This is a genomic window from Hyphomicrobium sp. 802 (assembly GCF_000526135.1).
Taxonomy (GTDB): Bacteria; Pseudomonadota; Alphaproteobacteria; order Rhizobiales; family Hyphomicrobiaceae; genus Hyphomicrobium_B.
In genome coordinates, this window is the sequence record NZ_JAFM01000001.1 from 1,552,171 (window position 1) to 1,577,583 (window position 25,413).

At 61.1% G+C, this 25,413-nt stretch carries 20 protein-coding genes; 6 read left to right on the forward strand and 14 right to left on the reverse strand.

The features are described from left to right. Nucleotides 1-11: 11 nt before the first annotated feature. The 5 genes from fdhF to HYP802_RS0107830 form a co-directional block, all read right to left on the reverse strand. Nucleotides 12-2,909 carry a formate dehydrogenase subunit alpha gene (gene fdhF / locus HYP802_RS0107810; protein WP_024275502.1) on the reverse strand — a complete coding sequence of 966 codons (2,898 nt, stop codon included), beginning with the start codon at nt 2,907-2,909 and terminating at the stop codon, nt 12-14. Nucleotides 2,910-2,966: 57 nt separating this feature from the next. Beyond that, entirely contained in the window at nt 2,967-4,532 is a 1,566-nt protein-coding gene (locus HYP802_RS0107815; RefSeq protein WP_024275503.1) for an NADH-quinone oxidoreductase subunit NuoF, read from the reverse strand. After that, nucleotides 4,529-5,056 (reverse strand): formate dehydrogenase subunit gamma, encoded by a 528-nt coding sequence (locus tag HYP802_RS0107820; RefSeq protein ID WP_013946617.1) that lies wholly within the window; start codon nt 5,054-5,056, stop codon nt 4,529-4,531. Before HYP802_RS0107820 ends, HYP802_RS0107815 begins: the two co-directional genes overlap by 4 nt. Nucleotides 5,057-5,259: 203 nt before the next feature. Continuing rightward, on the reverse strand, nt 5,260-6,165 hold the full coding sequence (locus tag HYP802_RS0107825) for a LysR family transcriptional regulator (protein ID WP_013946618.1): 906 nt from the start codon (nt 6,163-6,165) through the stop codon (nt 5,260-5,262). 80 nt (nt 6,166-6,245) lie between these two features. Then, nucleotides 6,246-6,980, reverse strand: a complete 735-nt coding sequence (locus HYP802_RS0107830; RefSeq protein WP_245261475.1) for an SDR family NAD(P)-dependent oxidoreductase — start codon at nt 6,978-6,980, stop codon at nt 6,246-6,248. Nucleotides 6,981-7,515: 535 nt separating this feature from the next. Here HYP802_RS0107830 and HYP802_RS0107835 point away from each other — a divergent pair. Further along, entirely contained in the window at nt 7,516-9,432 is a 1,917-nt protein-coding gene (locus tag HYP802_RS0107835) for an EAL domain-containing protein (protein ID WP_050976750.1), read from the forward strand. 119 nt (nt 9,433-9,551) lie between these two features. Beyond that, the gene (locus HYP802_RS0107840; protein WP_013946621.1) at nt 9,552-10,409 is read left to right on the forward strand and encodes a TIGR01459 family HAD-type hydrolase; all 858 of its coding nucleotides are present in this window, start codon (nt 9,552-9,554) and stop codon (nt 10,407-10,409) included. Between the two features lie 68 nt (nt 10,410-10,477). On the opposite strand, the gene HYP802_RS0107845 is transcribed toward HYP802_RS0107840, so the two are convergent. Continuing rightward, nucleotides 10,478-11,473, reverse strand: a complete 996-nt coding sequence (locus HYP802_RS0107845) for an NAD(P)H-quinone oxidoreductase (protein WP_024275506.1) — start codon at nt 11,471-11,473, stop codon at nt 10,478-10,480. Nucleotides 11,474-11,630: 157 nt separating this feature from the next. Here HYP802_RS0107845 and HYP802_RS0107850 point away from each other — a divergent pair, with 157 nt between their 5' ends. Together HYP802_RS0107850 and HYP802_RS0107855 are read left to right on the forward strand one after the other, a co-directional pair. Continuing rightward, complete coding sequence (locus HYP802_RS0107850; RefSeq protein WP_024275507.1) at nt 11,631-11,822, forward strand: DUF1192 domain-containing protein; 192 nt, start codon at nt 11,631-11,633, stop codon at nt 11,820-11,822. A gap of 370 nt (nt 11,823-12,192) precedes the next feature. Beyond that, a complete protein-coding gene (locus HYP802_RS0107855; RefSeq protein WP_013946624.1) occupies nt 12,193-12,741 on the forward strand; it encodes a DUF1465 family protein in 549 nt (182 codons plus the stop codon). 88 nt (nt 12,742-12,829) lie between these two features. Here the strand turns inward: HYP802_RS0107855 and rpmE are convergent, their stop codons facing one another. Continuing rightward, the gene (gene rpmE / locus HYP802_RS0107860) at nt 12,830-13,054 is read right to left on the reverse strand and encodes a 50S ribosomal protein L31 (RefSeq protein ID WP_013946625.1); all 225 of its coding nucleotides are present in this window, start codon (nt 13,052-13,054) and stop codon (nt 12,830-12,832) included. Between the two features lie 351 nt (nt 13,055-13,405). On the opposite strand from rpmE, the gene HYP802_RS0107865 reads away from it, so the two are divergent. Continuing rightward, nucleotides 13,406-15,154, forward strand: coding sequence for an ABC transporter transmembrane domain-containing protein (locus HYP802_RS0107865; protein ID WP_245261476.1), 1,749 nt, complete (start codon nt 13,406-13,408; stop codon nt 15,152-15,154). A 308-nt stretch (nt 15,155-15,462) separates the two neighbouring features. Here HYP802_RS0107865 and HYP802_RS0107875 read toward each other — a convergent pair whose 3' ends face one another. The 5 genes from HYP802_RS0107875 to HYP802_RS0107895 form a co-directional block, all read right to left on the reverse strand. Further along, nucleotides 15,463-16,491 (reverse strand): peptidoglycan -binding protein, encoded by a 1,029-nt coding sequence (locus tag HYP802_RS0107875; RefSeq protein ID WP_013946628.1) that lies wholly within the window; start codon nt 16,489-16,491, stop codon nt 15,463-15,465. A 3-nt stretch (nt 16,492-16,494) separates the two neighbouring features. Continuing rightward, complete coding sequence (locus HYP802_RS0107880; RefSeq protein ID WP_013946629.1) at nt 16,495-17,547, reverse strand: hypothetical protein; 1,053 nt, start codon at nt 17,545-17,547, stop codon at nt 16,495-16,497. Between the two features lie 117 nt (nt 17,548-17,664). Then, nucleotides 17,665-18,459 (reverse strand): inositol monophosphatase family protein, encoded by a 795-nt coding sequence (locus tag HYP802_RS0107885; RefSeq protein ID WP_013946630.1) that lies wholly within the window; start codon nt 18,457-18,459, stop codon nt 17,665-17,667. Between the two features lie 88 nt (nt 18,460-18,547). Further along, nucleotides 18,548-19,585 carry an SEL1-like repeat protein gene (locus HYP802_RS0107890; RefSeq protein WP_244420978.1) on the reverse strand — a complete coding sequence of 346 codons (1,038 nt, stop codon included), beginning with the start codon at nt 19,583-19,585 and terminating at the stop codon, nt 18,548-18,550. 41 nt (nt 19,586-19,626) lie between these two features. Continuing rightward, nucleotides 19,627-20,274, reverse strand: a complete 648-nt coding sequence (locus HYP802_RS0107895; RefSeq protein WP_013946632.1) for a thiamine phosphate synthase — start codon at nt 20,272-20,274, stop codon at nt 19,627-19,629. Nucleotides 20,275-20,584: 310 nt separating this feature from the next. On the opposite strand from HYP802_RS0107895, the gene HYP802_RS0107900 reads away from it, so the two are divergent. After that, nucleotides 20,585-22,972, forward strand: a complete 2,388-nt coding sequence (locus HYP802_RS0107900) for a L,D-transpeptidase family protein (RefSeq protein ID WP_024275509.1) — start codon at nt 20,585-20,587, stop codon at nt 22,970-22,972. Between the two features lie 91 nt (nt 22,973-23,063). Here HYP802_RS0107900 and HYP802_RS0107905 read toward each other — a convergent pair whose 3' ends face one another. Continuing rightward, nucleotides 23,064-24,098 (reverse strand): class I fructose-bisphosphate aldolase, encoded by a 1,035-nt coding sequence (locus HYP802_RS0107905; RefSeq protein WP_013946634.1) that lies wholly within the window; start codon nt 24,096-24,098, stop codon nt 23,064-23,066. Nucleotides 24,099-24,177: 79 nt separating this feature from the next. Beyond that, nucleotides 24,178-25,188, reverse strand: a complete 1,011-nt coding sequence (gene gap, locus HYP802_RS0107910) for a type I glyceraldehyde-3-phosphate dehydrogenase (RefSeq protein WP_013946635.1) — start codon at nt 25,186-25,188, stop codon at nt 24,178-24,180. Nucleotides 25,189-25,413 lie beyond the last annotated feature (225 nt).

The following is a 25,413-nucleotide window of genomic DNA, read 5'->3' on the forward strand; positions in this document are numbered from 1 at the left end:
CTAAGAGGACGTTACTCCGCCGGCTCCAGTTTCTTGTCCTTGGCGATGCGCTTGTTCTCGAACTCGCGCTCCTGCCATTCCTCCTGCCACTCTGACGGGTGGTTGGAGACGTGGACCTGGACCGCCGTCACCTTATACTCGGGGCAGTTGGTCGCCCAGTCCGAGTTTTCCGTAGTGATGACGTTGGCGCCGGTCACGGGGTGGTGGAAGGTCGTATAGACGACGCCTTGCGGCATGCGATCCGAGACCTTTGCCGTTAACGTGGTGGCGCCGACGCGGCTTGCAAGAGACACTTTCATGCCGCTCTTGATGCCACGCACTTCCGCGTCGTGCGGATGAAGTTCGAGGATGTCCTCCGGGTGCCACGCGACGTTCTCGGTGCGCCGGGTCTGAGCACCGACATTGTACTGCGACAGGATACGTCCGGTCGTCAGGATCAGCGGGAAGTTGCGGTTGGTGCGCTCGGCCGTCGGGACGAAGCCCGTCAGCATGAAGCGGCCCTTGCCGCGCGTGAACTCGTCCGTGTGCATGACGGGCGTGCCGACCGGATGTTCTTCGTTGCACGGCCACTGGATGGAGCCCAGTTCGTCGATGCGGTCGAACGAGACGCCTTCGAAGGTCGGCGTGACGCGGGCGATCTCGTCCATGATTTCCGACGCCGAATTGTAATGCATCGGATGGCCCATCGCCGTTGAGAGGCGCGAGATGACCTCCCATTCCGCCATGCCCTGTTTTTCGCGCATGACCTTACGGACGCGGTTGATGCGCCGCTCGGCGTTCGTGAACGTGCCGTCCTTTTCAAGGAACGACGTGCCGGGCAGGAAGACGTGAGCGAAGGCGGCCGTCTCGTTCAGGAACAAGTCCTGTACGATGACGATGTCCATCGATTCCAGCGCGTGCTCGACGTGATGCGTGTTCGGATCCGACTGAGCGATGTCTTCGCCCTGGATGAACATGCCCATGAACGTGCCGTCAGAGGCTGCGTCGAACATGTTGGGAAGACGCAGACCCGGTTCCGGATCGAGCTTGGTGTTCCATTCCTTCTCGAAGATCGTACGTACTTCGGCGTTCGAGACGTGGCGGTAACCGGGGAACTCGTGCGGGAACGAGCCCATATCGCACGAGCCCTGCACGTTGTTCTGACCGCGCAACGGGTTCACGCCGACGCCTTCGCGGCCGATGTTGCCGGTTGCCATCGCGATGTTGGCCATGGCCATAACCATCGTCGAGCCTTGGCTGTGCTCGGTGACGCCGAGGCCGTAGTAAATCGCAGCGTTGCCGCCGGTCGCAAAAAGGCGCGCGGCTTCGCGAACCATTTGCGCCGGAACGCCGGTAATGTGCTCGGTCGCTTCGGGGGAATTTTCAGGGCGCTTGATGAATTCTTCCCAGCGATAGAAATCAGCAGGTTCGCAACGGCGCTTGACGAACTTGGTGTCGATCAAGTTTTCGGTCGCGATGACGTGACCCATCGCGTTCATGACCGCGACGTTGGTCGAGGGTTGAAGCTGAAGATGGTAGGCCGCCTCAACGTGCGGCGAGCGCACGATATCTGTGCGACGCGGATCGACGACAATCAGCTTGGCGCCTTCGCGGATGCGCTTCTTCATGCGCGAACCAAAGACGGGGTGACCGTCGGTCGGGTTGGCGCCGACGACCATGATGACGTCGGTCTTATCGACGCTCTTGAAGTCTTGCGTTCCGGCGGATTCACCGAACGTCTGCTTCAAGCCGTAGCCCGTCGGCGAGTGGCAGACCCGGGCGCAGGTGTCGATGTTGTTGGTGCGGAAGGCACCACGAACCAGACGCTGCACGGCGTAGACTTCCTCGTTCGTGGTGCGCGAGGAAGTGATGCCGCCGATGGAATCCTTGCCGTATTTCTCTTGCGTGTCCTTGAGACGCTTCGCGGCATAGTTGATGGCTTCATCCCACGACACAGCCTGCCACGGATCGGTGATCTTTTCGCGGATCATCGGCGTCAACACGCGATCCTTGTGCGTCGCGTAACCGAACGCGAAGCGGCCCTTGACGCAGGAATGGCCTTCGTTGGCGCCGCCGTCCTTGTAGGGCATCATGCGGACGACTTCCTCGCCGCGCATTTCAGCCTTGAACGAGCAGCCGACGCCGCAATAAGCGCACGTTGTGACGAGCGAATGCTCGGGCTGACCGTGATCAAGAACGGACTTCTCGATGAGCGTTGCTGTCGGGCAAGCCTGGACGCAGGCGCCGCAGGAGACGCATTCCGACGACAGGAATTCTTCGTCCATGCCGGCAGAAACGTGAGAAGCGAAACCGCGGCCGTCGATCGTCAAGGCGAACGTGCCCTGCACTTCCTCGCAAGCGCGAACGCAGCGCGAGCAGACGATGCACTTCGACGGATCGAACTGGAAGTAGGGGTTCGACTTGTCTTTCGCCTTGAAGCGGTCGTTGGCTTCGCCGTCTTTCGTTTTGGCGAAGACGTGGTTCTCGCCGTCGTAGCCGTAGCGGACTTCGCGCAGGCCGACTGCACCCGCCATGTCCTGCAACTCGCAGTCGCCGTTGGCGCCGCAGGTTAGGCAGTCAAGCGGATGGTCGGAGATGTAAAGCTCCATCACGCCACGGCGGAGGTTGGCGAGACGAGCATTTTGCGTCGTGACCTTGATGCCGGGCGCGACGGGCGTCGTGCAGGACGCTGGCGTTCCTTTGCGGCCCTCGATCTCGCACAAGCAGAGGCGGCACGAACCCCAGGGGTCGAGGCTATCGGTGGCGCAGAGCTTCGGGATCTGGATGCCGAGCTGCATTGCGGCGTTCATGATCGACGTGCCTTCGGGCACCGTGATCTCGCTGCCATCGATTTCGAGCGTCACCATCTTGGTGGCTTCGTGGACATCTGGTGTCGGCGTGCCGAAGTCGGTCTCTTTGATGAGAGTCATCGGCTTGATATGTTGGTTCATCGAGCGTCCTCTTGGAGGTCAGCTGATTCTGGAAATTTACTCTGCGGCATCTGCGAGAAATTTATTCGTCGACGGCTTGTGGAAGTCTTCCGGAAAGCCCCGCAACGCACTCATGACGGGGAACGGTGTGAGGCCGCCCATCGCGCAGAGCGAGCCGTCCGTCATGGTCACGCACAAGTCTTCGAGCAGCGCCAAGTTCTTGTCGCGATCGACGTCGTCGATGATGCGGTCGATCACCTCGACGCCGCGCGTCGAGCCGATCCGGCACGGCGTGCACTTGCCGCAGCTTTCGATCGCGCAGAATTCCATCGCGAAACGTGCTTGCTTTGCCATGTCGACCGTGTCGTCGAAAACGACAAGGCCGCCGTGGCCGACCATGGCGTCGACTTTGGCGAATTCCTCGTAATCCATCGGCACGTCGAACTTCGATGCCGGGATGTAGGCACCGAGCGGACCACCGACCTGGACAGCGCGGACGGGACGTCCCGTTGCGGTGCCGCCGCCCCAGTCTTCGATCAACTGACGCGTGGTGACGCCGAACGCCTTCTCGACGAGGCCGCCCTGCTTGATGTTGCCGCCGAGCTGGAAGGCGAGCGTGCCGCGCGAGCGGCCGACGCCGTAGTTCTTATAGAACTCGCCGCCCTTGGACAGGATGATTGGCACGGCCGCGAAGCTCATCACGTTGTTGATGATGCTCGGCTTGCCGAACAGGCCTTCGATGGCGGGGATCGGCGGCTTGTAGCGAACGATGCCGCGTTTGCCCTCGATGCTTTCGAGCATCGACGTTTCCTCGCCGCAGATGTAAGCGCCGGCACCCATCCGGACGAAGAGATCGAACGAATAGTTCGTGCCCTGGATGTTATTGCCGAGCCAATTGGCTTGGCGTGCGATTTCGATGGCTTCGCGCAGCACGTGCACCGAATGGGGATATTCGGAACGCACGTAGATGTAGCCCTTCTGGGCACCGCCCGCGACAGCGGCGATAGTCATGCCTTCGATCAGGCAGAAGGGATCGCCTTCCATCAGCATGCGGTCGGCGAAGGTGCCGCTGTCGCCTTCGTCGGCGTTGCAGACAACGTACTTTTCGCCCGGCGGCAGGTCGTGAACCGTCTTCCACTTGATGCCGGTCGGGAAGCCTGCGCCGCCGCGGCCGCGAAGACCCGACGTCGTCACTTCGGTGACGATATCCAGCGGCTTCATCTGCAAGGCTTTGGCAAGCCCCTCATAGCCGCCGTGGGCACGATAATCTTCGATGGAAAGCGGATCGGTAATGCCGCAACGCGCAAACGTCAGCCGTTCCTGGTTCTTGAAGTAGGGAATCTCTTCAGTCCGGCCGTGGCCGAGACGATGGGATTTGCCTTCGAGGAAGCCAGCTTCGAAAAGGCCCGCGACATCGCCCGGCGTCACCGGACCGTAGGCGACGCGGCCGCCCGGCATATCGACCTCAACGAGCGGCTCAAGAAAGAGCATGCCGCGCGAACCGTTGCGGACGACCTGAATATCGAGGTTGCGAGATTTTGCCTCTTTGGTGATCGCAGCTGCGACTTCGTCGGCGCCGACGGAGAGCGCTGCAGCGTCTCTTGGAACGAAGACCCTGATCATTCTGCAGCTTCCTTGTCGAGAGCGCCGATGATTTCGTCGAAACGCTTGGAATCGACCATGCCATAAAGTTTTTCGCCGACCATGATGGCCGGCGATAGCGCGCAATTCCCAAGGCAGAAGACCTGTTCGATGGTGACCGAACCGTCGGCGGTGGTGCCGCCGAGTTTGGTGCCAAGCGATTGCTCTGCGTGCTGACAGAGCTTCTCAGTGCCCATCGATTGGCAGGCCTCGGCGCGGCAGATCTTGACGACGTGGCGGCCGACGGGATGGCGTTTGAATTCGTGATAGAAGGTCAACACGCCGTAGACCTCGGCGCGGGAGCGGTTCAGTGCCTTGGCGATCACCGGCAGCGTCGCATCCGGCACGTAGCCAAGCTGATGCTGCAACTCGTGAAAAATCTCCAGGAGCTCGTCGGGCTTGTTGCCGTGACGGGCGCATACCGCCAAGGCCGCGACCTCAGCGGGGTCCATGACTGGCGTTGGCGCCGTCGAAGTGCCGTTGTTTTGACTGGCTTTCTTCGCCATGCGTGGCGTTTCCTCGGTATTGTTGGCGGTCTTTCGTGCCGCAGTGCGCACTTTGCCGCATAAACGGTTAAGTGGTTCAATCCGCACCTCGGTTCAAATCGATATAGTCGATATCTCTATAGACGCCGTCAATGATGCGGTGCAAAAACTGGGCCGAATGGCACAGTTTTGAGCATTTTTTCGGGCTAAGTAGCCGGAAAATTTCAGGAAATGCGTTTTGTAGAAAGAGCGGTCGCGGCCTCTCTGAAGGCCCGTACGAGCGGTGCAACGGGATCACGATCCTGTGTGATCATGCCGACGCTGTGCGCCACCTCAGGATCTACAAGAGGAATGGCTCGGATGCCGGGATCGTCGCCCAAGAGATTCAACAGATAGTGGGGCATGACGCTCGCCAGCCCCATGAGGCGGACGTTGGAATAGAGATTGATCACGGAGTTCGTTTCGAGCGCCGGTTCTGGGTGGCGGCCGGCTGCCTCGAACGCGTGGTCAATGATGCGCCGGTTCTGCATGTTTGGGGTCAGCAGGCCCAGCGGCAACTCGGCGGCGTCGCGCCAGCTCACCGTCTCGCGCTCGGCCATCGGATGATCTTCTGGAACGAAAAGGCAATAGCGCTCGACGTAGAGCGGGGTGGCGACGAGGCCATTGATCGGCTCGTTGTCGAGGTAACTGATCCCGGCATCGATCGTATACTCGTTGAGCCCGCGCAGGATTTCCTCGGAACTCATCGACATGATCGTGAAGTTGATCTGCGGATGTAGGCGCTGCACGTCGCGCGTCAGATAGGGCAGAATCGGCAGCGCCGACGGGATCGCGCCGAGGACCAAGCGGCCAGTCAGGCCGAAATCGCTGATCGCAAGCTGCGCCAGCTCCTGATGCATCGAGGCCCAATTGTTGAGAATGAGCTGCGCCCATTTGAGGACGCGTTCACCTTCTTGCGTCAGACCCTGATAGCGTTGGCCGCGTTCGACGATGGGCACGCCGAGTTCAAGCTCAAGCTGGCGGATGCGGCCAGAGAGCGTCGGCTGCGTGACGTTGCAGGCCTGGGCAGCGCGCGTGAAATGCTTTTCGCGCGCCAGTGCAACGAGATATTGGAGCTGGCGGATATCCATTTTCGACGCTCTCGCTTGAGAGAGCGCCGGTTATCGGGGTTTCGCTGGGCAAAAGCAAATCGCGCGCTGACGGCTGTGTTTCAGCCGTCAATGCCGGTGGCGTCGAAGACGTGGCCCGAGAGTGCGCGGCCGCGGCGGGAAGCCAGGTGCAGCGCGAGAGAGGCGACATCGGGTTCGCTGGCGAGATAGGCTCCGGCGCGGCCGTCGAAGAAGGCGCGGGGCCCGACACCGTTAATGCGAACGCCCTTATCAGCCCAGGCGCGGGCTTCCTGCGCGATCATCGCGGCGAGCGCCGTCCGGATGACGCCGCAGATCGCGGCCGAGCGGGCATCGCGGGGTTCGGGCATGTTGACGACGTTGAGGACGAGGCCTTCGCTCATGACGAGGCACATGCGATTGGCGATCACCCGGGTGAGCTGGGCGAGGGGTGCGAGCTTTGACTCTATAAGGGCTTCGAGATCGGCATCGTCGGCGATGGCATTGATCTCGTCGGCCGAAATCGACGTCATGTTGATGGCGGCGTCGAGCCCGCCAAAGGCCTGAGCCGAGGTCTGGGCGAAGCGCGCCGCGGAATTTGCAGTCGAAATATCGAGAGTATGGAGGCGAATCTCGCTTGCGCTCTGGGACAGGAAGGCGAACAACTCGACGAGTTCTGGCGACAACTCGGCGGTATGGACGACAAGGCGGACGTTGAGATCGGCGAATGTCCGGGCGACGTCGATGCCCGAGTTTCCGGTCAGACCGGTGATTAGGATGCGCGCCCGCGATAACTCACTCGAGACTTCTTCTTCGACGCTGGTACCTACTCGATCCATGTACATGGCGCTCTTCCCCTCCTGACAACACGCTGAACCGGCGAACGCGAGAGGCGCCGTCGGCAGGATGATAGCACGCCGATTCGCCTAACGAGACCTAAACAGCCAGCCGATTCGGGTTTGGGGGAGACGGGTCAAGGGCGCTTTTGAGACTATGCACCGCGTCACGCGTTATAAGTCTGTGACCCTGACGCCCCGCACAGGCATCGATCTGCCCTTAGTGCGGGCAGAGGGTGGAAAAGGTGGTGATAGTTCGAGGCGCGCACGTTGCGCCGCGTTTCACGCCTCTGCGAAGGTTGAGACTGACGAATCGACTAGCTGCTTGGATAAGATGACAAAACAGGACAACTCGAAGCCGCAAGCCAGTGTCGCGCCTGCCGACACGGCTGCACCATCGCCGGCTCTTGTGCCTGGTCCCGCTTTTGGGCCTGGTCCGGCTCCAGGACCTGCTCCGGCAAACGGGCCGCCTGCTCCAAGCGCGGCTGCGCCATCCCAGGATTCGCCCCGCGAGGTTAAATCGCGAGATGGGCTGATCGTGGCGTCCATCGTCATTGCCTCTGTTGCCGTGGCGGTGATGTGCTTTACCCAGCTCGGGCTGACGCTACCTGTTGCCGGCGCCGTGGGCGTCGTAACGCTGGCGCTGCTGATGCTCATTCACAAGCAGATGCAGAAGTCGGCGCAGATCGCTCAGCTGAAAGCGGAACTGGCCCAAAGCCGCCTTGCCGGACGGCCCAAAGCCGGAATGCGTCCGGGTCCCGCTCCCCAGCAGGCCCAAGCCCAGCCTCAATCATCGCAAAGCGCAACCGAGGCGCGGATTCGCGAATTGAGCCGTGACATCGGCAATCTTGTTCCCCGTTCGGATGCGTCGCCAGCCGGCGCTCAAGGTCCGACGCAATCGTTCGTCGGTCCGCTGGCGCCCGAGCAGGGGCCGCGAAAGGCGCAGCGCGCGCCGTTACCGCCTATCGGTGAAGCAGCGGCGAAGTCGGCAAGCGAAGCCGGCGCTGGTCCGTCTCTGCAGGGGCCGACTGTAAAGCCTCCGGTTTCGGAGCCGCCTGCCGACACGCAGTTCATGGGGCCGCAACCGGCGCAAGAGGATGCGCCGCGCGAGCAGTGGTCTTTCCGGCCTCGGACCGATGCCCAGGCGTCCGTGCAGGGCGCGTCGGCTGCGACCAACGCTATGAACGGCAACGCACAGGCGCCAGTCGCGACGACCATCGAGGGCGATCTCGAACTCGTGCAGCGTAAGATCAAGGAACTCGCTGACGAGGTGAACGCGGCGGAAGCATTGCGTCCCAAGCCGCAGCTCGTTGCGACTCGTCCGAGCGGACCGTCGAGCCCGCTGGAAGACTCCATCGGCGCGCTGCGCGCTGCTGCAAAGAGCATGCGCGGCAGGCCGTCTCTCGGCGATTTCATTCCGAAGTTCGAAACGCAGGCTGCCGAGCCGAAGCCCGCTTCCCAACCACAGTCGATGCCTGCGCAGCCAGCTGCTGCTCCGGCGAGCCCCGCAACGGGTTTCGGCGAGCTCGTCATTCCGGCGACGGCAGAAAGAATCGCGGGTTCGGACACCGCCGCGTCGGCTTCTACTGCTCCACCATCAAATGCTGCTGAGCGCGATGTGGCACCTCCCAACCTTGAGCTGCCGCTTCCCGATTTCTCGCTGCCGTCGGGGCCGACCCTGCCGCCGCGTGCGGATGCGATCAGCCGTGCTGTTGACGATGGAACCATCGACGTCTTGCTTGGGCCGATCGTGACGCTGTCGGAGCATTCGGTCAGCCACTACGAAATGACGGCGAACCTCGTTTCGCTGACTGGCGAGACACTTACCTTCAGCGAGGACGATTTTGCGCTGATCGAAGGTGACCGCGATGCGAAATTCGACATTGCGCGTCTCACTCGGGCCGCTGCACTGGCGGCGCGAATGGATGCGCGTGATCGCGAAGGTTCGCTGCTCGCGGAATTTTTTGGCTCCTCGATGACGAGCAGGGCTTTTCTTGAAACCTTCGCGAACGCCTACGAAACGCGGCAGCGAATTTCGGCACAGCTCGTACTGACGTTTACGCAGCGTGCGGTCGACGCGTTCTCACCGGCGGCTTGGCAGGCCGTGCGCGATATGCACGCGTTCGGGTTCCGCTTTGCGCTCGACAAGGTTCGTCACGTGGGGACGGATTTCGCGGCGCTGCAGAGATCGGGCTTCCGCTTTGTTCGCATTGACGCTCAGACACTGCTCAATGGGTTGGCAACACCAGAGCGGCTTGTGCCGGCCGAGGAAATTCTGCAGCGGGCGACGCTGGCAGGGCTTTCGATCATTGCGGCGGGCATTCAGGACGCAACAACGCAAAAGCGGCTGCTGGACGCCGGTGTGCTGTTAGGTCAAGGGCCGCTGTTTGGAGCGCCGCGACAGGTCAACGTCGACAGCGGCGCGGGGCCGTCCGATCAATCGGCGGCGGCTTGAGATAGCTCGGCGAAGTTTAACGACTGTGACGACGGCGCCGGATGACAGTCCGGCGCCGCGTCGTTTATAGGGCCGTTTATCGGGGCCGCAGAGCGCGCGCTCCATGTAAAGGCCTGCCGATGACCGACATTCCCGTTCTCTCGTCCATTGCGCCATTCGCGGAAACATCCGAGCTCTGGTTCGTCGATATCTGGGGCGTGATGCACAACGGCGTGCGGCCGTTCGCGTCGTCGGTGGCGGCGTGCGAGGCTTTTCGCAAGCGGGGTGGAACAGCGCTGCTGGTGACGAACTCTCCGCGGCCGCGGGAGAGTGTGGGCAAGCAGCTCGATAGCATCGGCGTATCGCGCGATGCTTATGACGGCATTGTCAGTTCGGGAGACGTGTCGCGCAGTCTCATCGACGCGTGGGCGGGGCGGCCTATTTTGCACATCGGGCCATCGCGTGATCTGCCGATCTTTGCGGGGTTGAAGGCTCAGCCCGGCGCGACCCTCGAGGATGCCGAAGTTGCGATCTGCACTGGTCTTTACGACGACGAGACGGAAACGCCGGATAGTTACGCCACGATTTTGGAGAAGCTTCGTGCGCGCGATGTGCCGATGATCTGCGCCAATCCGGATTTGAAAGTCGAACGTGGTGGCCGCATCATCTATTGCGCCGGAGCGATTGCGGCGGCTTATACGGCGCTGGGTGGTACAGTGAGCTACGCAGGGAAGCCATACCAGCCGATCTATGACCTTGCGCTCAAGATCGGCGCCGAGAAGCGTGGCGCGGTGGTCGGTAAGGATCGGGTGCTGGCGATTGGCGACGGCGTGGCGACCGACATTGCGGGAGCGGCCGCATTCGGTATCCGTTCCGTGTTTATTGCGAGCGGCATCTCCGTACGGGCAGACGAAACGATGGATCACGCGGCGCGGCGCCTATTCGCAAACGACAGCGCCGCGAAGCCGGTTGCGGTGATGAAAGATTTTGTTTGGTAGTTGGAATTGTCATCCTCTGCATAATGTCGAGGATGACACGGTAAGAGCGGCGAAGTCGCTCAACGTTTCTATATCGTCAAAACGATTTTGCCGATGTGGGCGCCACTGTCGATGCGCTTGTGGGCTTCGGCGGCATCGGCCAGCGGATACGTGCTGTCGAGCGGAATTTTGATTTTTCCGGAGGCGATCAGCGGCACGACTTTTTCGGCAATCGCGCTCGCGATATCGCCTTTCACTTCGTTCGAACGGATGCGCAGCGTCGAGCCCGTTAGCGTCAGGCGCTTCAGCATCACGCGCATGAAGTCGACTGTTGCGGTCGAGCCCCTCTGGAACGCGATGTTGACGAGACGACCATCGTCGGCAAGCGAGCGAATGTTCTTCTCGATGTAGTCGCCGCCGACCATGTCGAGGATGACATTGACGCCTTTGCCTGCCGTTTCGGTCTTGATGACTTGGGCGAAATCCTGCGTGCGATAGTTGATCGCGACGTCGGCGCCGAGCTTGCGGACTTCTTCGCATTTTTCATCTGAGCCAACGGTCGTGAAGACCGTTGCGCCGAACGCCTTGGCAAGCTGTACGGCCGTCACGCCGATGCCGCCACTGCCGCCGTGAACGAGAAACTTCTCGCCCGCCTCCAATTGTCCGCGCTGAAAGACGTTGTGCCAGACAGTGAAGAACGTCTCGGGAATGGCGGCTGCTTCGATGAACGAGATCGCATCCGGCTTTGCGATGCAGGCGAGTTCCGATACCGCAGCGTATTCGGCATAGCCGCCGCCAGGCACGAGGGCCATTACGGCATCGCCAATAGTGAAGCGTTTCGCGCCCTCGCCCAAGGCCACGATCGTGCCGGAGACTTCGAGGCCCGGAAGTTCCGAATGGCCTTTCGGTGCGGGATAATTGCCCTGTCGCTGCAACACGTCTGGCCGATTGACGCCTGCTGCTGCAACCTTGATCAACACTTCGCCTGCCTTCACCTCGGGTAGCGGCAGTTCCGTCATCGTCAGGACTTCGGGTCCGCCGGCTCCGTTGATCACTACCGCTTTCATCGTCGTGGGAAGGCTCATCAGGTTTACTCTCTTGGCATTTTGGCTGGCGAGAGGAATGCACCGCAAGGGCCGCTGGGGCAAGGCGGGATGGAGACGCGCCCTGTCTGCTGCATCCGATCTCGACCCGCTGGAGCATCTTCAATAGAGTGGGCGCATAAGAACCGGAGGACGCGTCATGGACCTCGACGATCTGTTGCCGCCGAAAAAACCAAAGGGTACAGCAATCGGCGAAAGCCTCGAAACGCTGTCGGTCGCAGAGCTCGAAAAACGGATCGCAGATCTTGAGGCGGAGATCGTCCGGGTGCGTGCGGAAGTCGATCGCAAGAAGCGTCACGAAGAGGCGGCGCGCGCGCTTTTTAAATCGTAAAGTGCGCTCTAACGATCAATTTGAATTACGCTGCATACTGTCCAATTTTGGGATTCGATGAATTTGGCGCGGCTGTTTCGAATCCTAACAGCGCATCACTCCGCGCGCGTTTCCACTTAACTGAACCTTAAGCATATTGCTGCACTTTCGATGTTAATCCAGGCCATCTGGATCGTGGCGGCCCCTCTGCCGCCTCATTTGACGCCTCCCTGTTGACTTTCGAGCCGCCCTAACGGAGCGGCTCTTTTTTTGCACTGTCCACAACAGGATTGGAAACGCCCCGTTTTGGGCGAGGTTGTTAACTATGGTGCTCTAGTGTCGGTTCGTGGTAGCAGTTGCACACGGGTAAGCGTTTGTATCGTTGAGGGTCATGAGTAACGTATATCGCGTGGATGGCGCGCCGTCTGGCGGCGCCACAACGGTCTCGTTCGGAGAGCGGTTTCAGTCCTCCGAACAGTTTGACCACATCTTCAAAGAAGGCATGGCGCTCGTCGAGCGCACGGCCAGTTATCTTGACGGTCCGGGCCGCAAGGAAGCAAAGGCGCTCGCTGGCGGGGTCGGCGTCCTTTATGCAACCGAAAGCATGCGTCTGACGACGCGGCTGCTCGATCTGGCTTCGTGGCTTCTCATTCGCCGTGCGCTTCGAGAAGGTGAGATCACCGAGGACGAAGCGCGCAAGAAGCGGCGTCGCGTCAAACTGCAGGCCTTTGGTCGCCCGGCGCACGTCAAGGGCTATTCGGAACTTCCGATGGGCCTGCAGAGCCTGATCGAGGAAAGCTTCGCTCTGCACGATCGCATCTCGCAGCTCGATCGCATTCTGACGACGCCGTCGGCAGCAGACGCGCCGGAAGCAGCTGTGAACCCGGTTGCGCATCAGGTCGGTTTGCTGGAGCGGGCGTTCGCTGCGAAAGTCAGCTGAGCGCAACGACAGTTCGAAAATCAAAAAGGCCCGCTCCACGAGAGCGGGCCTTTTGATTTCTGACGATACGTTCCATCGCGAAAAGCGATCAGAACATGCCTTCGAACTTCTTCTTGAAGCGCGACAGGCGGCCGCCACGGTCCATCAACTTCGCATCGCCGCCAGTCCAAGCCGGGTGCGTGTTCGGGTCGATGTCGAGGGTGAGCGTGTCGCCCTCCTTGCCGTACGTCGAGTACGTCATGAACTGAGTGCCATCCGTCATGACCACCTTGATCTGGTGGTAGTCGGGGTGGAGATCGGCGTCTTTCTTCATAGCCTTTGGTCCGTCTGGTAATACGTTTATCACGGCGAAGCCCTGAAGAGCTCCGGCCCCGGTCTTGGCAAAGAGGGGACTGAATTGGCGCGTTGTTTAGCCGAGATAGCCACCCTGCACAAGCCGCAGTGCGTCGCAAACCTAAGCAAATCGTAATTTTCTTGAGGCCGATCAGCGGCCCATTGCCACTTGAGCCATCGGCTCCGGTGGGGCATGGTCCCCGCGGCTTAAGGGTCGAAACATCATGTTTCCCCACGACTTGGATCAGAAAACCCCATGAGCAGCGACGTTGCAGACCGGAGCCCTGAGCAGGCTCAACCTACGGATGAACCTTCCCGGGAACGCCGGCGCATGTCGCTTAAGCCTTTGAAGACGCTGATGCCCTTGATCACCGCGCATAAGGGTGCGCTCTGGGGCGCCGTTATCGCCCTGGTCGTCTCGGCGCTTGCCATGCTGTCGGTTCCGCTCGCCGTCAGGCGTATGATCGACAAGGGTTTTGCCGGCAACGATTCCGCGCTCATTAACAGCTACTTCCTCACGCTCATCGGCATCGGCCTCATCATCGCGATCGCGAGCCCGGCCCGCTATTATTTCGTCAACTGGATCGGCGAGCGCGTGGTTGCCGATTTGCGCTCGAAGGTTTTCGCGCAACTCGCCAAGCTCGGACCGGCCTATTTCGACGTCAATCATTCCGGCGAGATCATGAGCCGCCTGACGGCGGACACCACGCAGATCAAAGCTGTCGCCGGCTCGTCGCTGAGCCAAGCGGCGCGCAACTCGATCATGCTGGTCGGCGCGCTGATCATGATGTTCATCACCAGCACCAAGCTTTCGCTGCTGGTGTTTCTGGCGATCCCGGTCATCGTTCTGCCGCTCGTCGGCTTCGGGCGGCTTGTGCGCCGCCTGTCACGGGAGGCGCAGGATACGCTCGGCGATTCATCGGCCTACGCGGCCGAGAACCTTGCCGCCTATCGGACGATGCAGGCCTACGTCAACGAGAAGGCCGTGACGGATCGGTACGACCGTTCGGTGGAGCGGACGTTCGCTGCGGCACGTCGGCGGATGCGGGCGCGTGCGGCGCTGACGGGCATCGCTATCTTCCTGACGGTAGCAAGCATCACGGCCGTGCTCTGGTACGGCGCGTCGGCGGTGATCTCCGGTGACATGACCGGCGGCCGGCTTGGGCAGTTTGTGCTTTATGCGCTGTTCGCTGCGGCATCTCTCGCAGAAGTCTCGGAAGTCTGGGGTGAGATCAGCCAGGCGGCAGGTGCTGCGGAGCGGCTTTCTGAAATGATGGCGACGGTGCCGGAAATCCGTTCGCCAGAGAAGCCGACGCCGCTGCCGGAGCCCGCAATCGGCAGCGTAGCGTTCGAAAACGTGTCGTTCGGCTATGCGGCGCGCAAGGGCGATAAAGCGCTCGATGGTGTTTCGTTCCGAGCCGAGCCGGGCGAGACGCTGGCGCTCGTCGGCGCCTCGGGGGCGGGCAAGACCACGATCTTCAATCTGCTTCTGCGCTTCTATGATCCTGATACGGGCATGGTTCGCGTTGATGGCGTCAACGTCAAGGATGCCGACCTCTCGGCGCTGCGCAATCGCATGGCGCTCGTACCGCAGGACGTTGCGCTGTTCGCCGATACGGTTGCCGAAAACATTCGCTATGGCACGCCAGGCGCGACGCTGTCGGAAGTGCGGCGTGCGGCGGCTGCAGCCCAGGCCGACGAATTCATTCGCCGTCTTCCGGATGGATACAACACGCGTCTTGGCGAACGCGGCACATCGCTTTCGGGCGGTCAGCGTCAACGCATCGCCATTGCACGCGCCATTCTGAAAGATGCGCCGATCCTGCTGCTCGACGAGGCGACGAGCGCGCTCGATGCGGAAAGCGAGGGCGCTGTGCAGCGAGCGCTTGAAGACCTGATGAAGGACCGGACGACGATCGTCATCGCGCATCGCCTGGCGACGGTGCAGAAGGCGGACCGGATTCTCGTCATGGAGAACGGCCGTATCGCGGAAGCCGGTACGCATAGCGAACTGGTACGGCGCGGCGGAATCTATGCGCATCTTGCCGAGCTTCAGTTCGGACGCGAGGCGGCGGAGTAGGCCGAACGGCGGATCTGCGAGTTAACTGGCTGTTAATGTCTGTGAACTGATTATCAACAATCTGTCCGCCTGCTGATAATTAGTGTCATGAAGACGCTTACGGCCATCGTTATCGGGTTCGGAGTTTTTGCGTACGACATCTCGTTCAACAACGGCGAGATCGTACGTTGGGTCGGGTCGTTTCTCGGACTTGCCTAGGCGATAACAGCTGACTACTGCCCCGACGCATGCGGCTGCGCATTGACGTGGCCGCTCCTGTTTTCCATTGAGCTTAGCGATAAGCGTTCGGCGCGGCGGCCGCTAGGCTTTTATCTGTTCGTCAGCTTCAGCTCGATGCGACGGTTCTTCTGGTAGGCTTCTTCCGTGTGGCCGGGATCGACCGGCTGGAATTCGGCATAGCCCGCTGCGACGAGCCGGTCGGCGGGGACGCCGCGCGAGACGAGGTATTTCACGACCGATGCGGCGCGGGCCGTTGAGAGTTCCCAGTTCGAAGCGAATTGCGAATTCGAAATCGGGCGCGCGTCGGTGTGGCCGTTGATCTGAAGAGCCCAATCAATGTCGGGCGGAATTTCTTTCTGCAATTCGACGATGGCTTCGGCGATCTGGTCCATCGCCGCCATGCCTTCCGGCGTCAGCGTTGCGGAGCCCGACGGGAACAGCACTTCAGATTCGAAGACGAAGCGGTCGCCGACAACGCGGATGTCTTTGCGATCTTTCAGCAGCGTGCGTAAGCGGCCGAAAAAGTCGGATCGATAACGCTTCAACTCCTGCACCTGCTGGGCAAGGGCCGTGTTCAAACGGGCTCCGAGATCCTTGATGGTCTTGTCGCTTTCGGCGCCTTTTTTCTCCGAGGCTTCGAGTGCGTCGTTCAAGGCTGCGATCTGGCGGCGAAGCGCAACGAGCTGTTGATTGAGAAGATCGACTTTCGACAACGCTTCGTTCGAAAGGTTCTTCTGCTTGTCCAGCGCCGCCGTTAATCCGGCAATCTGACCTTCGGCCGATTTGGCGCGCTCGTCGGCGCCAAGGCCAGCGCCCGTCAGTTTTTCGTTCTCGGCTTTGAGTGTGGAGAGCGTGGCTTGCAAAGCCGCGAGTTCATCCTGCGCCGATTGCGATTTGCCTTTTTCCAGCGACAGCATCGACGTCAATTCACTGATCTGGGCGGTGAGGCGCTGAAGGGCGGAATCTTTGCCGGTGACTTCCTGGGCGGAGAAATACTGCGCGATCATGAAGATCGACATCAGAAGCGTCACGACGAGGAGCAGCGTCGAGAGCACGTCGACGTAGGCGGGCCAGAACTCGCCGTATTCGCCACCGCGGCGGGAGCGTCCGCGCGCCATTGGTTAGCCCCCGCGCTTCATCGCATCGGCGAGGCTGCGCAGCATGCTGGCGACCTCTTGCTGCTGCTGCGCCTGCTCATCGACCCATTCGCGGACGACCTTTTGTTCGGTGCGCATCTGCGTCACGAGCTGATTGACGCCGCGCGCGAGGTCGCGAACGTCCTCTTGAGCTTGACCGGCCGCCTTGGCGGTCGTGGGGGCCGGCTGGTCGGTCAAGCGATTGGTGAAGTCTTCGAGCGAGCGCTGCATGTCGACGACGGCGGACAGAAGCTGGCGGTTGACGTAGTCGCTCGACGACACGCCGCCGGCAGGCGTCAGCTCGGTGATGCCCGAGAGCCATTCTTCCAGCTCGTTATAGAAGCGGTTGTGCGCGTGGTTTGCCTGCAATTCGAGAAAGCCGAGAATGAGAGATCCAGACAGGCCCAGAAGCGATGACGAGAAGGCCGTTCCCATGCCCCTCAGCGGCGCGGCGAGGCTTGCCTTTAAGTCGCTGAAGAGCTGGACGTTGTCGGTCGCCTTGCTGTCGAGGGTGTCGATGGCGTGGCCAACCGACTGAATGGTTTCGAGCAGACCCCAAAAGGTGCCGAGCAGGCCGAGGAACACGAGCAGCCCGACGAGATAGCGGCCGGTGTCGCGGGCTTCATCGAGGCGCGAGCCGATCGAATCCATGAACGACCGCATTGCGGCCGTCGACAGCGAGATGGTGCCGGTGCGGTCGCGCAGCATCGTCGCCATCGGGGCGAGCAAAACAGGACGCGCGCTGATCGACAGGCCGGGATCGGAAATGCGGAAGGCGTTCACCCAGCGGATTTCCGGATAGAGCCGGAAGACTTGGCGGTAGGCGTAGATGATGCCGAGAAAGAGCGTACCGAGGATCAGGCCGTTCAGGCCTGGGTTGTTCAAAAACGAATGCTGCAACTGATCGAAGAGAATGGCGGCAAGAAAGCCGACCAAAGTCAGGAAAATCGTCATGCGCAGCAAAAAGACACCGGGCGGTGTCAAACGCCGCGATACCGGTGCGAGTGCCGAGGCATCGCCCGGGCGGATCTTGGCCATTCGTCGTCTCCGGAACGTCCCCGCTGTCCCATTGCGAGACCTTAGCGCAACGCTGTGTCATCGAAAACCGGCAACATCATGCCGGAGTCCGGGCTAGCCCGGGGCGTCCGGCGTGTGTCATCCCTTTGTAAACAGCACAGAGCCGAAAGCTTTGTGAAGGTGAAGGTTGGCAGCCAGGACGTCGCCCGAGTCCAGCATCTTGTCGCCGCCCTTCAGGTCGCTGACGAAGCCACCGGCCTCGCGGACGATGACGATACCGGCCGCGACATCCCACGGTTGCAGATTATGCTCCCAGTAGGCGTCGAAGCGGCCGGCAGCAACGAAGGCGAGATCGAGGGCGGCGGAACCGGTGCGGCGGATGCCTGCGACTTCGCCCATCAACATTTCCATCTCTTTCAGGAAACGCGGGTGACCGGTGCGGCCGCGATGGGGAATGCCGGTCGTTACGAGCGCATCCGCGGGCGATTTGCGGGCGGCGACGCGGAGGCGGCGGTCATTCAGGTACGCGCCTTTGCCCTTTTCGGCGGTGAAAAGCTCGTCGCTCGCCGGATTGTAAATGACGCCCGCGACAAGCTGGCCTTCGCGTTCAAGGCCGATGGAAACGGCGAACATCGGATTCGAATGCAGGAAATTGGTGGTGCCGTCGAGCGGATCGACGATCCAGCGGTGGGTCTTGTCGGCGCCAATGATTTCGCCGCGCTCTTCCATCAGGAAGCCGTAGCCGACGCGGGCCTTCGACAGTTCCTTGAAGATGATGTCTTCGGCTTTGTGGTCGGCGGCGGAGACAAAATTGGCAGGGCCTTTGATCGAGACCTGCAGGTGTTCGACCTCGCCGAAGTCGCGAATGAGGCTGCGTCCGCCTTTGCGCGCCGCGGAAATCATGACGTTCAGGGTCGGTGATACGTTGCTCATGTCGTGAGATCCGGAATCGGCGCGAGAAAAACTTCGAAGACGCGCGCTCTACCGGCTCTTCACAGTCATGGCAAGGCGGCGCAAAGCCTTAAGGCACTGCCGACATTTCCGGATCGACCGCGATACGGTCCATCCAGGCGGAAGCCTCGACCGCTGCTTTGAGGCGATCGGCCTTCGACATTTTCGCCAGAATGGCGTCGAATTCCTTGTCGACGAAGCCGTTCTTCTGCGCGATCAGGCGCCATTTCGCGGCTTCGATCGGGTCTTTCTTCACCTTGATGCCGTCAAGGTAAACGTAGGCCAATCGGTTCTGCGCGCCGACGATGCCCTTTTCTGAGGCCGCCTTGAGCAGAGCGGGGATCTTCACCTCGTCCTTCGTGAGGCCGAAGCCCTGGAGGAGCCGCACAGCATAATCGTATTGCGCGACTGCGAGGCCTTGCTCGGAAGCGCGGGAGAGCCAGCGTGCCGCTTCCAGCGCATTGGCATCGACGCCGGTGCCCGTCTGATAAAGCTCTGCGAGGTCGTATTCGGCCTGTGGAACGCCTTTTTCGGCGGCGTAGCGAATGTGCTGGTAGGCGCGGATCGGGTTCTGCGGCTTGCCCGTGCCGTTGAGGAACAGCAGGCCGAGATTGTAGTTGGCGTCGGCGCTGCCGGAGAGGGCGGCCTTCTCGAACAGTTCGCCGGCCTGTGTGTAGTCTTTCTTGACGCCCTTGCCCTGGGCGTAGGCCATCCCGAGCGCGAAGGTGCCCTGGATGTCGCCCATGTCGGACGCTCGCTTGAAGTATTCGTTGGCTTTGCGCTGGTCTTTTTCGACGCCAAGGCCGTCCTGGTAGATGCGGCCGATGAGAGTATTGGCTTGTGGTTCGCCCTTGGCTGCGGCTTCCTGCGCGAGCTTCAGCGCCGTCAGGTACTGGCCTTGGTCGAAGGCGGTGTAGGCGGCATCGTCGCCGGTCGGGGGAACCAGCGAGGGAATGCGCGTTTTCATGCTCGCCGGTCCGGACGTGGGGGGCGGCTCGGCTTCCGACTTCTTGGGCGTCGGGGTGAGCTTGGGGACAACCGTCTCGTCGCGCGAAAACCACGAGCTGCTTTCGGCCGCTGCGGGAGCGGCGCTGAGAGTGAGTGCCAAGCAGAGGGCCGTTCCGATTAATGATCCAGACCGGGATAATCTCATGTTGCAGTCTCGGGGATTCGTAAGGCTTCCGAAAACGCGCGAACGCGGGCGGCAGCGTCTTTTTCCGTTTCGCTGCTTGTCACGCGGACAGAGACGAAGTCGGCGCCCAAGATAGCCAATGCATGCGCGGCATCGCTATCGGGAACATCGAAGGCAACGCAGGGGACTTCGAACAGCTCACTCCACCAGGCGATGAGATCGCGTTGGCGTTGCGCTGCCTTTTCCCGGTCTTCGACATGAGGAGGAATGCCGAAGGCGACGTAATCGGCGCCGCTTTCGCCAAGTTCCATCGCGTCGTGGCGGCTGCGCCCAGCGTCGGCGCCGACGATGGCATCAGGCGCGGACTGGCGCGCTGTTTTGAATGAACGGATGATATCCTGTGACCAGAGCAGATGAACGCCATCGGCGCCGAGCATCTTGGTTTCGCCGGTCTCCGACGCGATCAGCACGGCGATGCCTTGTGCTTGCGCCAAGGCAATGAGCGGCCGCGTCGTTTCGGAAGCGATTTTCGCGCCTTGGCCGGGACGCAGCAGCACGCTTGCAATCGGCGCGGCCTCAATCGCCGCCGAAAGCACGCTTTTCGCCTGTGCGGCGGGCGTGTCGTCGATCTGAAAATCCAGATAAAGGCTGGCTGGGGTAGACACGCGCCAAAGACTCCAGTTTTTGAACGTTCAATTCCGTGCTGAATGCGGCGGAAACAAGAAGGCCGTCGATTGACCGGGTTTCGTCCACTGGGTTGCAGCAAACAGGGCTATACTCAAGACGAATCGAGTTTTAAGGGCCACAGCGCGGTTTTTTCGCCGGATTACCGCCTTAACGCAGTTTACCAGTCTACGGGAACGGGTCATGGTCACCCATCTCTGAGTTTAGGCGTTTTTCCGCCAACTTGAGGGCTCACGTAGTGTCGGCAAGATCGGCATGCTGCGTCTCTCGCCCATCGGAGCCAAACGGGGAATGATCAAACAAGTCACGCTTCGCCTAGTCGGCGTCAGTTTATTGGGGGTTTGCTGGATCGGATGTGCGCCAGTCATGGCGGCAGAGACGACCACGCAGGATTCCTCAAGCGGCACGACGACGTATTTTCCGCCGAAACCGACGTCGGCAGCGGATGCTCCGGTTGTCACGCCGGCGGCGCCGACGACAACGGCTGCCATTCCGAAATCGGCTGACCCGCCCAAGAGCAATCTTCCGGCCGAGCCTGCGGTTTCGCCGAAGAGCAGCGTACATGATGCCGATCCGTCGGTAACGGCGACGGTGACTCCGGCTGCCGGTGAGACGCCTCAGTCGCAACCGGCGCCCGCGACAGGCGATGCCAAGCCGGCTGATGCAAAACCGGCCGACGTCAAACCCGACGCTGCGCCGGCCCCTGCAACGACGGATACGGCTATCGTAACGCCATCGGCGGACGACAAGTCTGCCGCGGATAAACCTGCTGCAGACACGCCGGCTGCAACGCCTGCGCCATCAACCGACAGCAAGCCAGACGCTGCTACCGCGACACCTCCTGCGGCTTCTCCCGCGAGCGATACAGCGCAGCAGCCCAAGCCCGCTGAGACGACGCCGGTTGCCACGCCGCCAGCACCGCCGCCGGTCAATCCGGTCGTTCTCGCGGCACGCGGGAAGCTTTCGGATAAGTCGTTCGCCAGCAACAGCGCCAATGACGATGTGACCGCCGCGCGCGATTACTATAGTGGCCATACCGAGCCGCTGTGGGTTCATGGCGGTGAGTTCACGCGCAAAGCGAAAGAGATCATCTCGACGTTGAAAGGCGCTGATGATTGGGGTCTCGATTCATCGGCCTTCGCTATTCCGGCGCTCGGGAGTGGGTCCGCTTCGGAAGGAGCGGCGGAGGCTCAGTTGACGCTATCGGCGCTGAAATATGCGCGGTATGCGCGCGGCGGCCGTCTCGATCCAGTGTCGCTCAGCAACATTCTCGATATGAAGCCGCCGGTCAAAGAGCCGAAGGCCGTCATGCGAGAGCTGGCGAGTGCGTCAGATCCCGGCGCTTATCTGCGCGGCCTCAATCCGAAACACATCGGTTTCGAACGTCTACGTCAAGCGCTGTTGAAGGCACGTGGCGGGGCGACTGATGTCGCGGATGAGCCTGTCGACCCGGCGCTACTCATCAAACTACCGACGAAGGGCAAAACGCTGAAGCGGGGCGTCAAGGACGATCAGGTTTCGCTGCTGCGGCAGCGCTTGAAAGTTCCTGCCGACAATCCCTCAAATGATCGCGTGTACGACGATCAGCTTGCCGATGCGGTTCGCGCCTTCCAGCAGGCGAACGGTCTCAAGGCCAATGGCGTGGTGACCAATCGCGTGCGCACCGCGCTCAACAGCGAGGGGCAGCCCAAGCGTCGCGCCAGCCCGTCGGAGAACGTCGATCGCATCGTCGTCAACATGGAGCGTTGGCGGTGGCTGCCGGCCAATCTCGGGAAGTTCTACGTCATGAACAACATTCCCGAGTTTACCAGCGAGATCTGGAAAGACGATCGCATCGAGCTGAAGCAGAGGATCGTTGTCGGACAGCCGTCGTGGCCGACGCCGCTGCTGTCTTCTAAAATGCAGTATGTGATCTTCCGCCCGAGCTGGGGCATGCCGGACGGCATCAAAGCCAAGGAGCTTATGCCGCGCCTCCGGCAGGCGTCCGGCAATTCGGGCTTCGGATTCTTCGATCAGTTGTTCGGTGGCGGCGGCGGTTACAGCGGCGCAGATGTGATCGAAGCCTACAAGCTGCAGGTCTATTACAACGGCCAGAGGGTCGATCCCAATTCGGTGAATTGGAAAACGGCGGACGTTCGGCAATACAGCTTTATCCAGCCGCCGGGTCCGGACAATCCGCTCGGCATGGTGAAGTTCCGTTTCCCGAACAAGCATGACGTCTACATGCACGATACGCCGGAGAAGAGCCTCTTCAGCGCGAATGCCCGGGCGTTGAGCCACGGCTGCATGCGTGTTCAGGATCCTCGTAAAACTGCGGAGGTCATTCTGGGCGAAGACAAAGGTTATTCGCCTGAGAAGGTCGGAGAGCTTTGGAATAGCGGTGCCAGCATCACGCTGTCGAAAGAGGTGCCCGTTTACCTCGTCTATTTCACCGCTCGTGTGGGCGACGATGGTCAGATGGAAAACTTCCCCGACGTCTACGGCATCGACAGCCGGGTGATGTCTGCAATCCGGGGACGTCCCGTCCGCTTCGTTGCGCAGGAAGCGATCGATCCGACGGAAGCTTCGGAGCCGGGCGCCAGCGCGTACGATCCGGGAGACGATCAGCGGCCGAACCGCCGGAGCAAGAAGAACAGCAATCCCATCCAGGATGCGCTTTCCAACATCTTCTTGAACTGAGCGCAGCCGGTATAGACATCAAAAAAGGGCGGATCTTTCGATCCGCCCTTTCTGTTTTCAGGCCGTGCCCGGGATTTCGATACGGCTTTTATCAGGCCGCTTTTTCGAGCTTCTGGTCCCATTTGCCGAGAGCAGCTAGGCTGTTCATCTTGGCGCGGTGCGTGAAGGCGCGCTGGCCGGCAGCGACGTTCTCGGGCTTGCCGCCCCAGGCCTGGATCGCAGCGGCCTGCAACGCGCGGCCATAAGAGAAGGTCAGCGGCCAGGGCAGCGGACCGGACGCGTTCATCAGCGAGAGATGCTCGGTTGCGGCTTCGTCCGACTGACCACCCGAGAGGAAGGCAATGCCAGGGACAGCGGCGGGAACCGTCGCCTTCAAACACTTGACCGTCTTTTCGGCGACTTCGGCGGCGCTCGCCTGCTTTGAGCACTTCTGGCCGGAAATGATCATGTTCGGCTTGAGCACGATGCCTTCGAGATTGACGCGGGCATCATAGAGTTCGCGGAAGACGGTGCGCAGCGTCCACTCCGTGACGCGATAGCATTCATCAATGTCGTGGCCGGCATGCTCGCCGTCCATCAGGACTTCGGGTTCGACGATCGGGACGATGTTGGCTTCCTGGGCAAGGGCCGCGTAGCGGGCCAGCGCGTGCGAATTTGCCTTGATGCAGTTCCAGGTCGGCATGCCGTCGGCGATGGTGATGACCGCGCGCCACTTCGCAAACCGGGCGCCGAGCTTGTAATATTCGGCGAAGCGTTCGCGCAGGCCGTCGAGGCCTTCGGTGATGGTTTCGACCTTCGACGTCGGACCTGCGAGCGGTTTTGCACCCATGTCGACTTTGATGCCGGGAAGCGAGCCTGCGGCCTTCATGATGTCGACGAGCGGCGTACCGTCCTTGGCCTTCTGACGGATGGTCTCATCGTAAAGGATGACGCCGGAGACGTAATTCTTCATGCCTTCGGTGGCGCGGAACAGCATCTCGCGGTAGTCGCGGCGGCTGTCTTCGGTCGATGTCAGCTTGATCGAGTCGAACCGCTTCTTGATCGTGCTCGTGCTTTCGTCAGCGGCCAGAATGCCTTTGCCGGGCGCAACGAGAGCGCGGGCGATGTCTTCAAGTTTTTCGCTCATACTTGCCTCCGTAGGCCGTTTAAACAGTGAAACGCACAATAACGGGCGCCGTTCACTGGCGCCCGTCCTAAAATCCCGTTCAAATCAGCTTGGCCATTGCGACTGCGGTATCGGCCATGCGGTTCGAGAAGCCCCATTCGTTGTCATACCAGGAAACGACGCGAACGAAGTTGCCGTCAATCACCTTGGTTTGATCGAGGGCGACGGTCGAAGACGACGGATCGTGGTTCAGGTCCATCGATACGAGCTTGTCCTTCGTCACCGTCAGAATGCCACCGAGGCGGTTCGATTTTGTGGCTTCAACGATGGCGTTGTTCACTTCTTCTGCCGTCGTGTTCCGCTTGGCGACAAACTTGAAGTCGATCAGCGAGACGTTGGGCGTCGGCACGCGCATCGACGCGCCGTCGAGCTTGCCGGCGAGTTCCGGGATCACGAGGCCGACGGCCTTCGCGGCGCCGGTCGTCGTCGGGATGATGTTCAGCGCTGCTGCACGGGCGCGGTAGAGATCCTTGTGCAGGGTGTCGAGCGTCGGCTGGTCGCCCGTGTAGGAGTGGATCGTCGTCATGAAGCCGTGTGCGATACCGACGGCATCGTTGAGCACGTGGACGACCGGCGCGAGGCAGTTGGTGGTGCACGAGGCGTTCGAGACGACGACGTGCTCCTTCGTGAGCTTGTCGTCGTTGACGCCGTAGACGACAGTCAGATCGGCGTTATCGGCGGGGGCCGAGACGAGCACGCGCTTGGCGCCGGCTTCGAGATGCGCCTTGGCCTTGTCCTTCGAGGTGAAGATGCCGGTACATTCGAGCGCGACATCGACGCCCATGGCCTTATGCGGTAGCTCGGCGGGGTTCTTGATGGCCGTCACCTTGATCGGACCGGTACCGGCGTCGATCGTATCGCCATCGACCTTCACTTCCTTGGGGAAGCGGCCATGCACGCTGTCATAGCGCAGCAGATGGGCGTTGGTTTCGACAGGGCCGAGATCGTTGATGGCGACGACTTCAATGTCCGTCCGACCGCTCTCGATGATTGCGCGCAGCACGTTGCGACCAATGCGGCCGAAACCGTTGATCGCGACCTTCACAGCCATTCTTGGAGATCCTCCGGGTGTGAGAAATTGTAACGGATACGGACGAATTGCGGGCTCGTCGCGATCAGTCTCAAGGTTTTGCGGGTCTTTAACGTCACTTGGTGGCCGCCTGTCAATCAGGCAAGCCCGGTGCTTTGGGTTACGCTCCTAGGATTCTTTTCAGTCATAAGGGGGCAAACACGGTCTCGTTTATTGACGACATTTACCTTAGCCACGTAACCTAAC